10 protein-coding genes are annotated in these 14,991 nt (G+C 42.4%); 8 read left to right on the forward strand and 2 right to left on the reverse strand.

Going from position 1 to position 14,991, the window contains the following annotated elements:
- Nucleotides 1–422: 422 nt before the first annotated feature.
- Nucleotides 423–3,254, reverse strand: coding sequence for a ribonucleoside-diphosphate reductase subunit alpha (locus C9E88_RS03940; protein WP_106985477.1), 2,832 nt, complete (start codon nucleotides 3,252–3,254; stop codon nucleotides 423–425).
- Between the two features lie 600 nt (nucleotides 3,255–3,854).
- Here C9E88_RS03940 and bfmR point away from each other — a divergent pair.
- Together bfmR and bfmS are read left to right on the forward strand one after the other, a co-directional pair.
- The gene (bfmR, locus tag C9E88_RS03945) at nucleotides 3,855–4,571 is read left to right on the forward strand and encodes a response regulator transcription factor BfmR (RefSeq protein WP_106985478.1); all 717 of its coding nucleotides are present in this window, start codon (nucleotides 3,855–3,857) and stop codon (nucleotides 4,569–4,571) included.
- Between the two features lie 40 nt (nucleotides 4,572–4,611).
- Nucleotides 4,612–6,270: a sensor histidine kinase BfmS gene (gene bfmS / locus C9E88_RS03950; protein WP_106985479.1), complete on the forward strand. Its 1,659-nt coding sequence runs from the start codon at nucleotides 4,612–4,614 to the stop codon at nucleotides 6,268–6,270.
- A 109-nt stretch (nucleotides 6,271–6,379) separates the two neighbouring features.
- On the opposite strand, the gene C9E88_RS03955 is transcribed toward bfmS, so the two are convergent.
- Nucleotides 6,380–6,736: a hypothetical protein gene (locus C9E88_RS03955; protein WP_106985480.1), complete on the reverse strand. Its 357-nt coding sequence runs from the start codon at nucleotides 6,734–6,736 to the stop codon at nucleotides 6,380–6,382.
- Nucleotides 6,737–7,345: 609 nt separating this feature from the next.
- Here C9E88_RS03955 and ndhC point away from each other — a divergent pair.
- The 6 genes from ndhC (at nucleotide 7,346) to nuoG (ending at nucleotide 14,991) form a co-directional block, all read left to right on the forward strand.
- Nucleotides 7,346–7,891 carry an NADH-quinone oxidoreductase subunit A gene (gene ndhC / locus C9E88_RS03960; RefSeq protein ID WP_106985481.1) on the forward strand — a complete coding sequence of 182 codons (546 nt, stop codon included), beginning with the start codon at nucleotides 7,346–7,348 and terminating at the stop codon, nucleotides 7,889–7,891.
- Nucleotides 7,892–7,897: 6 nt separating this feature from the next.
- Entirely contained in the window at nucleotides 7,898–8,575 is a 678-nt protein-coding gene (locus C9E88_RS03965) for a NuoB/complex I 20 kDa subunit family protein (protein ID WP_086212662.1), read from the forward strand.
- A gap of 87 nt (nucleotides 8,576–8,662) precedes the next feature.
- Complete coding sequence (nuoC, locus tag C9E88_RS03970) at nucleotides 8,663–10,450, forward strand: NADH-quinone oxidoreductase subunit C/D (RefSeq protein WP_106985482.1); 1,788 nt, start codon at nucleotides 8,663–8,665, stop codon at nucleotides 10,448–10,450.
- 13 nt (nucleotides 10,451–10,463) lie between these two features.
- Complete coding sequence (gene nuoE, locus C9E88_RS03975) at nucleotides 10,464–10,973, forward strand: NADH-quinone oxidoreductase subunit NuoE (protein WP_106985483.1); 510 nt, start codon at nucleotides 10,464–10,466, stop codon at nucleotides 10,971–10,973.
- Nucleotides 10,970–12,301 (forward strand): NADH-quinone oxidoreductase subunit NuoF, encoded by a 1,332-nt coding sequence (gene nuoF / locus C9E88_RS03980; RefSeq protein WP_106985484.1) that lies wholly within the window; start codon nucleotides 10,970–10,972, stop codon nucleotides 12,299–12,301. Before nuoE ends, nuoF begins: the two co-directional genes overlap by 4 nt.
- 11 nt (nucleotides 12,302–12,312) lie before the next feature.
- Nucleotides 12,313–14,991 (forward strand): NADH-quinone oxidoreductase subunit NuoG, encoded by a 2,679-nt coding sequence (gene nuoG / locus C9E88_RS03985; RefSeq protein ID WP_106985485.1) that lies wholly within the window; start codon nucleotides 12,313–12,315, stop codon nucleotides 14,989–14,991.

The following is a 14,991-nucleotide window of genomic DNA, read 5'->3' on the forward strand; positions in this document are numbered from 1 at the left end:
CAGTTAAAGTTGAGAGGCTAAAGAGCCTCTCTAGTCATCTCAATTACTTGGGTTGACTACGATAGTGTGCACATACATTTTCGAATCGATTAAATCGACGTCGAATATATGAGCGAACATGTACACTTTTGATATGTCCCATGGCTCGTTCCTTTACAAATCAAAATGACTTGTACTGGCTCGAATAATAATTCAATGGTAGAATTATCACCGCATTGATATATGCCAGCCTCTTCGTGACCATTTTGGTATCACTTCGAGATTGTAAGCCTTCTAGTTAGTTTTGACGGACGCTAGAGGGCTTTTTTATTGCTTAAATTTTGAATCCCCCTAAATCCCCCTTTTGCAAAGGGGGACTTGCATCCCGCCATTTGCTTCAAGGAATCTCCCTCCTTTGAAAAAGGAGGGTCGGGGAGGATTATTTACTGACAAGCCTCACAATCAGGGTTGTCAATTGAACATGCTTGCGGCACTGGCGCTGCATTTGCAAAGCCGTCTTCCTCTGCAGGAGCTTCTGGTTTTGCTTCTGGAGCTGCAACCGCGGCTACTGGCGCTGCTACAGTTGCAGGTTTAACTGCGTTTAATGCGCCTGTGTTAATTGTAGATTTCTCAGCAGATGTTGCACCTAATGCACGTAGGTAATAAGTTGTCTTAAGACCACGTAACCACGCCATTTTGTATGTCATGTCCAGTTTCTTACCATTTGCACCAGCGATGTAAAGGTTAAGAGACTGTGCTTGATCGATCCATTTTTGACGGCGTGATGCAGCATCCACAATCCAACGTGGCTCAACTTCGAACGCAGTCGCGAAGATCGCTTTAAGCTCTTCAGGAATACGAGAAATCTTTTGAACAGAACCTTCAAAGTGTTTCAGGTCGTTCACCATCACAGAATCCCAAAGACCACGGTCTTTCAACGCACGTACTAGGTACGGGTTGATTACAGTGAATTCACCAGAAAGGTTAGATTTCACATATAAGTTTTGGAATGTTGGTTCGATTGATTGAGATACGCCACAAATATTCGAAATGGTTGCAGTTGGTGCAATTGCCATCACGTTTGAGTTACGCATACCGTCTTTTTGAACTTTAGTACGTAAAGTATCCCAGTCCAAACGTGTTGTACGGTCAACTTCAAACATGCGCTCAGGGCGTGCTTTTGCAACAAGGTCAAGCGAGTCAATTGGTAAAATACCTTGATCCCACAATGAACCTTTAAATGTTTCGTAAGTACCGCGTTCAACAGCTAAGTCGCTAGATGTTGCAATTGCGTAGTAAGAAATAACTTCCATTGATTCGTCAGCAAACTCAACCGCAGCTTCTGAACCATAAGCCAATTTCATTTCGTAAAGTGCATCTTGGAAGCCCATGATGCCCATACCAACTGGACGGTGTTTCAAGTTCGAATTACGTGCTTGAGGAACAGCGTAGTAGTTGATGTCAATTACGTTGTCTAACATACGAACCGCAGTTTTCACTGTGCGCGCAAGTTTTTCACGGTCTAACACACCACCTTGAACGTGTTGTACAAGGTTAATCGAACCTAAGTTACATACTGCAATTTCGTCTTTGCTTGTATTCAGCGTAATTTCTGTACACAAGTTAGAAGAGTGAACTACACCCACGTGTTGTTGTGGTGAACGTAGGTTACATACGTCTTTGAATGTGATCCAAGGGTGACCAGTTTCAAACAACATAGACAGCATTTTGCGCCACAAATCTTTTGCACGGATTTTCTTGTGCAACATATTTGTTTCTTTCGCAATTGCTTCGTAGTAAGCATAACGCTCAGCGAATTCAGCACCTGTTAAGTCATGCAGATCAGGCGTTTCAGAAGGTGTGAATAGTGTCCATTCAGCATCTTCAAATACACGTTGCATGAATAAGTCAGGAACCCAATTTGCTGTGTTCATGTCATGCGTACGGCGGCGGTCATCACCTGTGTTCTTACGAAGCTCTAGGAATTCTTCGATGTCCAAGTGCCAAGTTTCAAGGTATGCACATACTGCACCTTTACGTTTACCACCTTGGTTTACCGCTACAGCAGTATCGTTGGCAACTTTAAGGAACGGTACAACACCTTGTGACTTACCATTCGTACCTTTGATGTAAGAGTTAAGCGCACGAACTGGAGTCCAGTCGTTACCTAAACCGCCTGCCCATTTAGACAACATTGCGTTATCACGCATTGCGCCATAAATATCAAACAAGTCATCATCAATGGTTGTTAAGTAGCAGCTAGATAACTGTGGACGAAGCGTACCTGAGTTAAATAGGGTGGGCGTAGAAGCCATGTAGTCGAAGCTAGACAATAGGTCATAGAATTCGATTGCACGTTCTTCACGGTTTGCTTCATTGAGTGATAGACCCATAGAAACACGCATGAAGAACAATTGCGGTAATTCAAAACGTACGCCATCTGAGTGGATGAAGTAACGGTCAAATAAAGTTTGTAGACCTAAATATGTAAATTGGTTTGAGCGTTCAGGTTTGATTGCTGCAGCCAATTTTGCAAGGTCAAAATTAAGAAGTTCTGGAGAAAGTAAATCAAGCTCGATACCTTTCTTTAAGAAAGTCTCAAGTGCATCACCTTCAGCGGTTTCTACATCTAAACCTAAAAACTCTAAGCCAGTTGCTACAAGCTCGTTACGGAGTAAACGCGCAGTCACGTATGTGTAATTTGGTTCTTGTTCAATACGTGTACGTGTTGCCATCATCATCGTTGTAGAGATGTCTGACTCTTTTACGCCGTTGTAGAGGTTTTTAACGGTTTCTTCAACAATCGCTTGAACGTCAATGCCTTCTAAGCCTTCAGCTGCTTTTACAACATTGGCTTCTAAAGCGCTCAAATCTAGAGGTTGAAGCTGGCCATTCGCACCTGTGATTTGTAGTGTAGGGTGATGGTGTGCACCTGTCGCTTTACGCGCTTCTGCACGTTGGTCACGATAAATAACGTATGCACGAGCAACTTTTTGCTCGCCAGTACGCATTAGTGCAAGTTCAACTTGGTCTTGGATTTCTTCAATGTGGATTGTGCCACCAGAAGGCAAACGGCGATTGAACGTATTTAATACCATCTCGGTAAGTTGAGAAATACGGTCGTGGATACGGCTAGAGTCAGTACTTTGTTGACCCTCAACAGCCAAGAACGCTTTCCCAATTGCTACAGAAATTTTTTCTGCATCAAAAGTAGCCACGTCTCCGGTGCGTTTAATCACCTGAATTTGGCCTGGGGTTGAAGTAATTACGCTCATGTCAGCATAGCTCCATTATCATCTATTGTTATGTTCAGGGCCGTTTGAACTGGGCAAAAAATATGCCACAGTGTTTGAGGAATAAACACAAGACTTAGTGGTTTAAAAGTGAATTGGACACAAGATACGGGAAAAATTTGGCTAGATCAATATTGACATTTATCTAAATGTTTCGATCGGTTTTGGCTTGACGCAATCGCAAAAAAATCCATTTTTTTTATGATTCTTGTATATGCCTTATTAGACAAGGCACTAGCATAACAAAGCTAGGATTAAGTGCTTATAGATAACCTTGTGGATAAGTAAAAATGTATAAAAAGTTATTTGAACATAGAGTCACCAGATGTATAAAAATGTTGCAAATCGATATTCATTTTATCGCTTAATTTTTAAATAAAAGGCAGGAATTTGTGGGTGTATAAAGAAAAAAGATAAGGAATTCAAAGTCTCCATAAGTTTTAATCAAAAGTTGCATTGATGTATCAGTTTGGTGAACGCCCTCTTGTTTACAATGTAAACGTGTGTATATTGCAAATTATATTTAGCCGTATCTATTGGATTTCAAAAGGATACCTAAGCACTACTATAAAGGGGCTTCACATGAGTCAAGAAGAAAAGTTACCAAAAATTTTAATTGTTGAAGATGACGAGCGTCTTGCACGTTTAACGCAAGAATATTTAATCCGTAATGGATTAGAGGTTGGGGTAGAGCCAGACGGTAATCGTGCGATTCGTCGTATCATTGCTGAACAACCAGATCTTGTTGTGCTTGATGTAATGCTTCCAGGCGCTGATGGTTTAACCATTTGTCGCGAAGTGCGTCCGCATTATCATCAACCTATTTTAATGTTGACTGCACGTACTGAAGATATGGACCAAGTATTGGGTCTAGAAATGGGTGCAGATGACTATGTAGCAAAACCTGTGCAACCACGCGTATTGCTTGCACGTATTCGCGCATTGTTACGTCGCACAGACAAAGCACCAGAAGAAGAAGTAGCGCAGCGCATTGAATTTGATGATCTCGTAATTGATAACGGTGGTCGTTCAGTCACTTTAAACAATGAACTTGTTGATTTTACTAGTGCGGAATATGACCTTTTATGGTTGTTGGCATCGAATGCTGGGCGTATCCTGTCGCGTGAAGATATTTTTGAACGCCTACGTGGTATTGAATACGATGGCCAAGACCGTTCAATCGACGTACGTATTTCTCGTATTCGTCCAAAAATTGGTGATGATCCAGAAAATCCAAAACGAATTAAAACAGTTCGTAGTAAGGGTTATCTTTTTGTTAAAGAAACCAACGGCATTTAAGCGATGCCGTTTCACCAGTTTGAGCTGTAGGACACCCTAATTGTTAAAACATAGTATTTTTTTGCGCATATACACAGGTTTAGTCATACTTGTGGTGCTGGTAGCGCTGTTCAGTTATTTACTGGTACAGATTATTAACTATCAGCGTGCGCAAGAATATCGCGAGACTTTAACCGATGGTATGGCGTATATCATCAGTGAAGGGGTGGCACGTCAGAACAATCCACAACAAAAAATGGATTGGATTTCAGATGCATCAGCTTTGCTGGAATTACCTATTTACTATGTGAAAGCCGAAAAAGTTGATTTAACACGTGCAGAAGCCAAGCGTTTAGAAAAGCGTAAAGCCGTGGTGCGTTGGGATGCTCAGACGGATGTTGCTTATATTATTATGGGCTTGCAGGAAGATCCTGAGCACTTGTTATATATTAAGGCAGATAAAATTACAGAACGGCAAATGAAGGCATTGCCGGTATTTGTATTGGATTATTTGGTTTACTATCCTGGACAAGAAAAGAAATATCTAGAAAAGATTCAACATTATTTTACTTATCCAATTGAAATTCAAAATGTGCAAGATTTGCCTCTAGATTCAGAGCAAATAGGACGCCTACGTTTAGATCACAGTATTATTTTATATCGCGACAGTGCTTCTGTACGTGGTACAACCATCTCTATCGTTTCTCCTATTCCAAGTTCAACGTCTGAAGTCTTGGTTATGGGGCCTGTACCGTTATTTAATTGGATGCCTTTTCAATTGGCAGCAGGCATTACTTTATTAAGCTTATTTGTCTTAAGTCTTGGTGTGTATGGCTTGCTGGTGCCGATGCAGCGCAAACTACGTGCGGTTAATTTTGCCTTAAATAAAATGAAAACAGGCGATATGACGGTTCGTTTACCTGTAGATAGTGCGGACGAAATGGGTTCCTTGGCATCCAGTTATAACAATATGTCTGATCATATTGAACGTCTCATAGAGGCGCAGCGTGAATTAATGCGAGCGGTATCGCATGAGCTTCGTACCCCAGTTGCACGTATTCGTTTTGCCATGGAAATGTTGGCCGACGAAGATGACTATGAGTACCGTTTACAACAGGTAGAAATGATTGATAAAGATATTGAGGCACTCAATACCTTAATTGATGAGATCATGACTTATGCAAAACTAGAGCAGGGCATGCCTTCTTTAGAATTTGAAAAAGTTTCATTGTTTGAGCTCTTGGATCAGGTGGTTATAGAAACTGAAGCTTTAAAAACAGGCAAAACCCTTGAGCTACAAGTACCACCTTTGCATATAGAAGTTGATGCAGAGCGACGCTATTTGCATCGCGTAGTACAAAACTTGATGGGCAATGCTGTGCGCTATTGCGATAATCGTGTGGTAGTTAGTGGTGGTTTAGATGAATTTGGCAATGCCTATGTCTGTGTAGAAGATGATGGTCCGGGTATTCCTGAAGAAGAGCGTACTCGTATTTTTGAAGCGTTTGCCCGCTTGGATGATAGTCGTACTCGTGCTTCAGGTGGCTATGGTTTAGGGCTTTCAATTGTGAGTCGTATTGCTTACTGGTTTGGTGGACAAGTGGTGATCGATGAAAGTCCGCGTTTGGGTGGGGCACGCTTTACCATGACATGGCCTGCAAATCGCTTTAAACGGACAAAGTCTGTTGAGCGCAATGAGTCAGACAATACAGATTCATAGTAAATATAATATTAAAACCATAGGTGACTGAGTTTTCATTGCAGATCACATAAAAAAGCCATTCTTTCAAGAATGGCTTTTTATACGCTCTTTTAAGCTAGGTCGTACTTTATTCATAAACTGTTGCATCAGGCGGAATAATTTTCTTGCCATTTTTTAGGCTATCTAATGCGTTACTATTAAAGTCAATCAGCAGTGAGTTATTTTGAGCATCAATGTTATAGCGACTAATGAGCTTTTCATCGCCATTGAGTGTTTCCACTTTATATTCATCAGCAATATTTAAAATTCCATCGAGATTTGTGGTGGCAGAGGCTTTATCTTGACGGAACAATTCATAGATATCGCGCAAATCAAAAATGGCATTGTTCGCATCTGGGTGCTTTTCAATATAATTTTCAATATGACGAACAATCAGCTGGGCAAACAAAAAATAGTTTGGTTTGTGTGTGAATTCTAAATTCATTTCTTGCTCCCTCAGGTTCTATTTAAGTTGTTTTAATTAGGAATAGCATAATTCTTTTTAAAAGCAGATAGGTCACTTGAATTTGTTGCAAAAAAATACAAATGTGCCTGCGTTTGAATATGAGCTATGTTTAAAAAAAAGAGGATTAATTCTTATCGCAAGCTAAACTATTGGTGAAAAAATAAATTGAATAATGTTTCATTGGGGGATAATTGATGTGGTAAAAATTATTAAAATTATCGTATTGTGATATTTTTATTGAAAATAATAAATTATTTAACATATTTTTTTATTTGATCGGTTGGTGATATTTTTTATTAAAATATGTGTTTTTGTGGTGTGTTGGCGTGAAAATGATGAAAATTTATAAAAATAATCATAACTTGGAAAATTATTTAATAAAGCGATGATTTGCTTGAAAATACAGCCAGAGCGTAGCTTATAGCTAAAAATGTCCAAAAAATCATCCAAAAGACTAAGGCTTATGAACTAGCAAGTGAAATCAGAAATCAGGTACAATTGGCGGGATTAATTTTGTGTTTGGTGTATTTGAAGGCCAATACATACATTCTTTGTTAATAAATTAGGCCTGCCAGGAGTTATCCCCGCATGAGTGCCATTACTCCATACGAATGGGCAATTATTGCCTTCGTGATCGGCGTTACGTTTCTATGCGTCTTTATGCTCACTGTCCCGTTACTCCTAGGGGGTAAATCGTGGGGCCGTGCTAAGCAAGAGCAGTTTGAGTCAGGTGTTGTTGGTGCAGGCGGTGCTCGTATCCGCTTGTCTGCAAAATTCTATTTAGTGGCTATTTTCTTTGTCGTTTTCGACTTAGAAGCACTATACCTTTATGCATGGGCTGTATCAGTGCGTGAAGTGGGCTGGATTGGTTTTGCAGCTGCTGCCGTATTTATTTTAGTTTTACTCGTTGGTTTGATTTACGAATTCTCTACTGGTGCTCTGAACTGGTCACCATCAGACAAACGTAAAGCAGCAGGGATTAAACCTAAAATTGGTTCACCAACTATGGACCTTGCTGAAATTACCCGCTTTAACTCAATTGAAGAATTGGTAATTGACCCTACTGGTCAAATTCCAGCTCAATCTTCTGGCCGTGTGAAAAAATCAGCGGCTGCGTCATCTGATAAGGAGTAAGACGGGATGAAATATACATTAACCCGTGCGAATCCGGATGCTGATCAATATCCACTTCAAGAGCGTCAAATCGTTACTGATCCGCTTGAAGAAGAAGTGAATAAAAATGTATTCATGACTCGTTTAGAGGACTTGATGCATACAGCAGTAAACTGGGGTCGTAAGAACTCAGTTTGGCCGTTTAACTTTGGTACATCATGCTGCTACGTAGAGTATGCAACGACCTTAACAGGCGTGCATGACTTATCACGTTTTGGTGCCGAAGTAATTCGTGCTTCACCGCGTCAGGCCGATGTGATGATTGTTGCTGGTACATGTTTCATGAAAATGGCCCCTGTAATTCAACGTTTGTATGAACAAATGCTTGAACCTAAGTGGGTGATTTCTATGGGTGCATGTGCAAATTCAGGTGGTATGTACGACATCTACTCAGTTGTACAAGGTGTGGATAAAATTATTCCTGTGGATGTGTACATTCCGGGTTGCCCACCACGTCCTGAAGCGTTAATTCAAGCATTAATGTTATTGCAAGACCAAATTCAACTCGAGCGCCGCCCATTGTCTGCGGTAATTGGTGATGATCTTAAGCCAGTGTATAAGCCAAAGATGCAGCCAGAACGTGACCGCAAACAAGCACAGCGTATTGCTGTGAAAAACCTGCGCTCTATGGATGAAATTAAATAATTTAAACGACAAATGTTTGATGCACCCTACATGGGTGTAATTGTCGTTTAGGTTGACTGAATTTGTATTAAATAGGAAGCCAAGCTAATGGCTGAAACTGAAATTGCTATGCCAGAATCAACGCCTGTTGATTCACGCCCAGCATTTGCAATTGTAGAAGAGCTCAAAGCCAAATTTGGTGAGAACTTCTATGTGCAAACGACTTTCGAAGACTTTCCAACAGTCTGGGTTGAGCGCGCACGTGTACAAGACGTATTAATGTTCTTGCGTACAGTGTCACGTCCTTACGTTATGCTGTTTGACTTGTCTGCGGTAGATGAGCGTTTACGTACGCACCGCGACGGTTTACCTGCGTCTGACTTCACCGTGTTCTATCACTTGTTATCGCTAGAGCGTAACAGTGACATTCGTATCAAAGTTGCGTTAAGCGAATCGGACTTAAACATCCAAACTGCAACCAACATTTGGCCGAATGCGAACTGGTATGAACGTGAAGCCTACGACATGTTTGGTATCAATTTCGAAGGGCATCCAATGCTCCGTCGTATTTTGTTGCCAACATATTGGGAGGGTCACCCACTTCGTAAAGAATATTCTGCGCGTGCAACTGAATATACACCGTATATGCAGAACCAAGCGAAGCAAGATTTCGAGCAAGAACACCTACGTTTTGTACCTGAAGATTGGGGTCTAAAACGTGGCAATGCTGACGAAGACTTCATGTTCTTGAACTTGGGTCCTAACCATCCATCTGCGCATGGTGCATTCCGTGTAATTTTGCAGTTGGACGGTGAAGAAGTTAAAGACTGCGTACCTGACATCGGCTATCACCACCGTGGTGTAGAGAAGATGGCTGAGCGTCAAACTTGGCACTCATTCATTCCGTATACAGACCGTGTGGACTACTTAGGTGGTTGTGCACAAAACATGCCTTATGTGATGGGCGTGGAGCAAATGGCGGGTATTACTGTACCTGACCGTGCGCAATGTATCCGTGTCATGATGTCTGAATTGTTCCGTATTAATAACCACTTGCTGTTTATTGGTACTGCGATTCAGGATGCCGGCGGTATGACGCCTGTATTCTATATGTTCGCCGATCGTCAAAAAATCTATGACGCAATCGAAGCGATCACAGGCTACCGTATGCACCCAGCATGGTTCCGTATTGGCGGTACTGCGCATGACTTACCAAATGGTTGGGACAAACTAATCCGTGAAATTTTGGATTGGATGCCAGGTCGTTTGAAAGAGTACTATACTGCTGCGCTTAAAAACTCAGTATTCATCGGTCGTACCCGTAATGTTGCTCAGTACGATGCAAAATCTGCATTGGCATGGGGCGTAACAGGTACAGGTTTACGTGCTACAGGTATCGATTTTGACGTACGTAAGTACCGTCCATACAGTGGCTATGAAAACTACGACTTTGATGTACCGTTAGAGTACGAAGGCGATGCTTATGCACGTGTTCTTGTTCACTTCCGTGAAATTGAAGAATCACTCAAAATCATCAAGCAATGTTTAGACAACATGCCTTCTGGTGCGTACAAAGCAGATCATCCACTGGCTGTTCCACCACCAAAAGATAAGACATTACAAGATATTGAAACGCTGATTACGCACTTCTTGAGCGTATCTTGGGGTCCTGTAATGCCTGCAGGTGAAGCATCTGTAATGGCAGAAGTGGTGAAAGGTGCGTCGAACTACTACATCACGTCTGATAAGTCGACGATGAGTTACCGTACGCGTATTCGTACACCAACCTTCACGCACTTACAGCAAATGCCTTCTGTGATTAACGGCAGTCTTGTATCTGACTTAATCATTTATTTAGCGACAATTGACGTCGTAATGGCTGACGTGGATCGCTAAGGGGTAACGCATTATGATGATTTTGACTGATAAAAAGCCACGTGTGAATGTTGAAGGGATTTTGACTGCGGACGAAATTCACGATATCCAACATCACATTGAGCATTATCCGTACCCACGTGCAGCGTGTTTGGATGCATTAAAATGCGTTCAACGTCGTAATGGCTGGGTAGATGATGCACAAATGAATGCGATTGCTCAATTGCTGAGCATGACACTTGCTGACCTTGAAGGTGTAGCAACATTCTATAACCGTATTTACCGTCAACCAGTTGGCCGTCACGTAATTTTATTATGTGATTCAATTGCGTGTTTCTTGATGGGTGCAGAAACTTTGGCAGAAGCATTCCAGCGTGAATTAGGCATCCAGTTTGGTCAAACGACTGCAGACGGTCGTTTCACTTTGCTTCCAATCTGCTGCTTAGGAAACTGTGATAAAGGTCCAACGTTGATGATTGATGAAGATACTCACGGATTAGTTGAAGTGACATCAATTAAACAGTTATTGGAGAAGTATGTATGAATACTGAACCAAAACCAATTTATGGCGACGGTAACCCAGAAACTCATCCGCTCACTTGGCGTTTAAGCAAGCAAGCGAATGTTCGTGGTGCAGACGACTATGAAGCACTTGAAGGCTATGCAGGCTTCAAAAAAGCTTTAGGTATGCAACCGAAAGAAGTACTGGACGTGATTAAAGCTGCGACTGTAAAAGGCCGTGGTGGTGCAGGTTTCCCAGCAGGTATTAAATGGTCGCTTATGGCGCCAAATGATAACTCAGGTCCTCGTTACCTCATCTGTAACGCCGATGAAATGGAACCAGGTACGTTCAAAGACCGTTTGTTGATGGAAGATCTTCCTCACCAATTGATCGAAGGGATGTTGATTGCGGGTTATACGCTTGAAGCAACTCACGGTTATATCTTTATTCGTGGCGAATACATTGAAGCTGCGAAATACCTGAACGAAGCATTAGAGCAAATTCGTGCCAAAGGTTACTTGGGTGAAAACATCCTCGGTACAGGTTGGAGCTTTGATCTACATGTGCATACAGGTGCGGGCCGTTATATCTGTGGTGAAGAAACTGCATTGATTAACTCGCTTGAAGGTCGCCGTGCGAACCCTCGTACTAAACCGCCATTCCCGCAAGTTGCAGGTGCTTGGGGTCGTCCTACAATCGTAAACAACGTAGAGACCTACAACAACTTACCAGCAATTATGCTTCGTGGTCCTGAGTGGTATGTTGGTTTATCTCAAGGTAAATCAAAAGATCCAGGCACAAAAATTTATGGTGCTTCAGGTAAAGTGAAATTCCCTGGTTTATGGGAACTTCCATTTGGTACAACTGCGCGTGAAGTGATTGAAGATCATGCCGGTGGTATGCGTGATGGCTTAACGCTAAAAGCATGGTTACCAGGTGGTGCATCAACTGACTTCTTGGCTGCTGAACACATCGACTTACCGATGGATGCAGAAAACATCATGAAAGCGGGTTCACGTTTAGGTACGTGTTTGCTCATGGTTGTAGACCAAACTCAATGTATGGTTTCAGCAACACGTAACCTCGAAGAATTCTTTGCACGTGAGTCATGTGGTTTCTGTACGCCTTGCCGTGACGGTTTACCTTGGGCGGTTAAAGCGCTTAAAGCATTGGAAGATGGCACGGGTAAAAAAGAAGATATTGACCATTTACAAGAGCTTACTCGTAAGCTTTGGATTGGTAAAACTTTCTGTGCTCACGCTCCAGGTGCGATGGAACCATTAATGGGCGCACTCAAACATTTCCGTGGCGAATTTGAAGCAAAAGTAGTAAATGCTGCTGCTCAAGTTAGCAACGTAGAACAAGCTTAAGGAATTCGACTATGGCTACAATTCATGTCGATGGAAAATCGTATGAAGTCAACGGCTCGGAAAACTTGCTACAAGCATGTTTGAGTCTTGGTATTGACATCCCATACTTTTGTTGGCACCCATCCTTAGGTTCTGTCGGTTCTTGCCGTCAATGTGCTGTGACTCAATATGCGAACCCGGAAGATACCCGTGGTCGTTTAGTGATGTCGTGCATGACGCCTGCATCTGACAATACCTACATCTCAGTTGAAGACAAAGAAGCCAAAGATTTCCGTGCTTCGATTGTTGAATTCTTGATGACCAACCACCCACACGACTGTCCAGTGTGTGAAGAAGGTGGTCACTGTCATTTACAAGATATGACTGTGATGACACAACACGACCGCCGTCGTTACCGTTTCACAAAACGTACGCACTACAACCAAGAGCTAGGCTCTTTCATTTCACATGAAATGAACCGTTGTATCGCATGCTACCGTTGTGTTCGTTACTACAAAGACTACGCGGGTGGTACAGACTTTGGTGTGTATGCCAATGCGTCACGTGTTTACTTTGGTCGCCCAGAATCAGGTACTTTAGAGTCTGAATTCTCTGGTAACTTAACTGAAGTTTGCCCAACAGGCGTATTTACAGACAAAACTCACTCAGAACGCTACAACCGTAAATGGGACATGCAGTATGCGCCAAGCGTATGCCAAGGCTGTTCTTCTGGTTGTAACATCTCTCCGGGCGAACGTTATGGCGAATTACGTCGCGTAGAAAACCGTTTTAACGGTGAAGTTAACCAATACTTCCTATGTGACAAAGGCCGTTTTGGTACAGGTTATGTGAACCGTGCTGATCGTCCACGTCAACCGCAGTTCCGTAATGGTTCAACTGTAGAAACTGTATCTGTAGATACAGCACTTGATACTGTAATTGCTAAAGTTCAAGGCAAAAAAGTATTGGGTATTGGTTCTCCACGTGCATCACTTGAATCAAACTTCGCGCTTCGCGAATTGGTTGGTCAAGACAACTACTCAACAGGTATGTCTCAAAAAGAGCAAAGCCTTGTTGAATTAGCCGCTTCTATTATGCAAACCGAGGGTGTTTACAACCCAGGTATGCGTGAAATTGAAAGCTATGATGCAGTGTTAATTTTGGGTGAAGATCTGACTCAAACTGCGCCTCGTATGGCTTTATCTGTTCGCCAAGCTGCGAAAAATAAAGGCAAAGAGATGGCTGCAGAGCGCCGTACACAAGACTGGTTGGCTGAACCTGTACAACGTATTGCTCAAGATGCTAAATCTCCAATTTACATTCTTGCTGCGACACAAACACGTTTGTCTGATATTGCTGAAGGCGAAGTGGTTGCATCTCCAAACGACATCGCGCGTTTAGGCTTTGCAGTTGCAGCTGCGGTTAAAGGTGAAACAGTGACTGGTCTTGCTGACGATGCGAAAGCATTTGCACAAACCATTGCTGACACTTTAAAAGCAGCGAAAAAACCACTGATCATCTCAGGTACAAGCTTACAAGACGCATCAATCATGGAAGCTGCAGCACAAGTTGCACAAAACCTTGGTAATGCAGGTCTTACATTGACTGTTCCAGAAGTGAACTCAATGGGCTTAGCAATCTTTGGTGGCCAAAGCTTAGAGCAAGCATTTGCACAAGACTTTGATACTGTTGTTGTGGTTGAAAATGACCTTTACCGTCGTTTACCTGCAGCTCAAGTAGATGCAGCTCTTGCTGGCAAAGAAGTAATCGTACTTGACCACTCAGAAACTGCGACTGTTGCACAAGCCAATATCGTACTTTCTGCAGCAAGCTTCGCTGAAGGTGATGGTACTGTTGTTTCTCAAGAAGGCCGTGCACAACGTTTCTACCAAGTGTATGACCCAAGCTATTACAAACCTGAACTTGCGATCAAAGAATCTTGGCGCTGGTTACATGCCATTGAAACTGGTGTGAAAGGTAAAGCGATTTCTTGGACACTTCTTGATGATGTCATCGAGTCAGTTGCGAAAAACGTACCTGCACTTGAAGCAATTCAAGATGTAGCACCAGATGCGGGCTTCCGTGTACATGGCCTTAAAGTGGCACGTGAACCACGTCGTTACTCTGGTCGTACAGCAATGCGCGCACCACTTTCAATTCATGAGCCTAAACAGCCAACAGACAAAGATTCTGCATTAACGTTCTCTATGGAAGGTTATGTGGGTAATCAAACGCCATCACCATTGGTGCCGTTTGCTTGGTCTGCAGGTTGGAACTCACCACAAGCTTGGAATAAATTCCAAGACAACGTGGGTGGTCACTTGAAAGGTGGTGATTCAGGCGTTCGTTTATTCGATCGTTTAGCGAAACGTCCAGCACGTACTTTTGTTGCTCCAGCAACAGTAGTAGCAAACGCTGAAAGCTTCCGTTTAGTGCCAATGCATCACATTTTTGCATCTGGCGAATTTACAGTGAAAACACCTGCAATGGAAACACGTATTCCTGAAGCAGTATTTGCTGTAGGTGAACAAGATGCGACTCGCTTAAATGTTCAAGACGGTCAAACAATTACAGTGAAAGCTGGCGAAACAGAAATCGTATTGCCAGTACAAGTAATTGAATATTTACCGACAGGTTATATTGGTTACCCAATTGGTCTAGCACCAACGGTTTCTCTTGCTGAGCCTGTTTCAGTCGCGGTAGGAGTGTAA

This window comes from Acinetobacter cumulans (assembly GCF_003024525.3).
GTDB lineage: Bacteria > Pseudomonadota > Gammaproteobacteria > Pseudomonadales > Moraxellaceae > Acinetobacter > Acinetobacter cumulans.

Bases quoted from the DNA above. Each gene is read 5' to 3' on its own strand.
- bfmR (WP_106985478.1), top strand. From the start codon at position 3,855: ATGAGTCAAGAAGAAAAGTTACCAAAAATTTTAATTGTTGAAGATGAC.
- nuoC (WP_106985482.1), top strand. From the start codon at position 8,663: ATGGCTGAAACTGAAATTGCTATGCCAGAATCAACGCCTGTTGATTCA.
- C9E88_RS03940 (WP_106985477.1), bottom strand. From the start codon at position 3,254: ATGAGCGTAATTACTTCAACCCCAGGCCAAATTCAGGTGATTAAACGC.
- nuoF (WP_106985484.1), top strand. From the start codon at position 10,970: ATGAATACTGAACCAAAACCAATTTATGGCGACGGTAACCCAGAAACT.
- nuoE (WP_106985483.1), top strand. From the start codon at position 10,464: ATGATGATTTTGACTGATAAAAAGCCACGTGTGAATGTTGAAGGGATT.
- C9E88_RS03955 (WP_106985480.1), bottom strand. From the start codon at position 6,736: ATGAATTTAGAATTCACACACAAACCAAACTATTTTTTGTTTGCCCAG.
- ndhC (WP_106985481.1), top strand. From the start codon at position 7,346: ATGAGTGCCATTACTCCATACGAATGGGCAATTATTGCCTTCGTGATC.
- nuoG (WP_106985485.1), top strand. From the start codon at position 12,313: ATGGCTACAATTCATGTCGATGGAAAATCGTATGAAGTCAACGGCTCG.
- C9E88_RS03965 (WP_086212662.1), top strand. From the start codon at position 7,898: ATGAAATATACATTAACCCGTGCGAATCCGGATGCTGATCAATATCCA.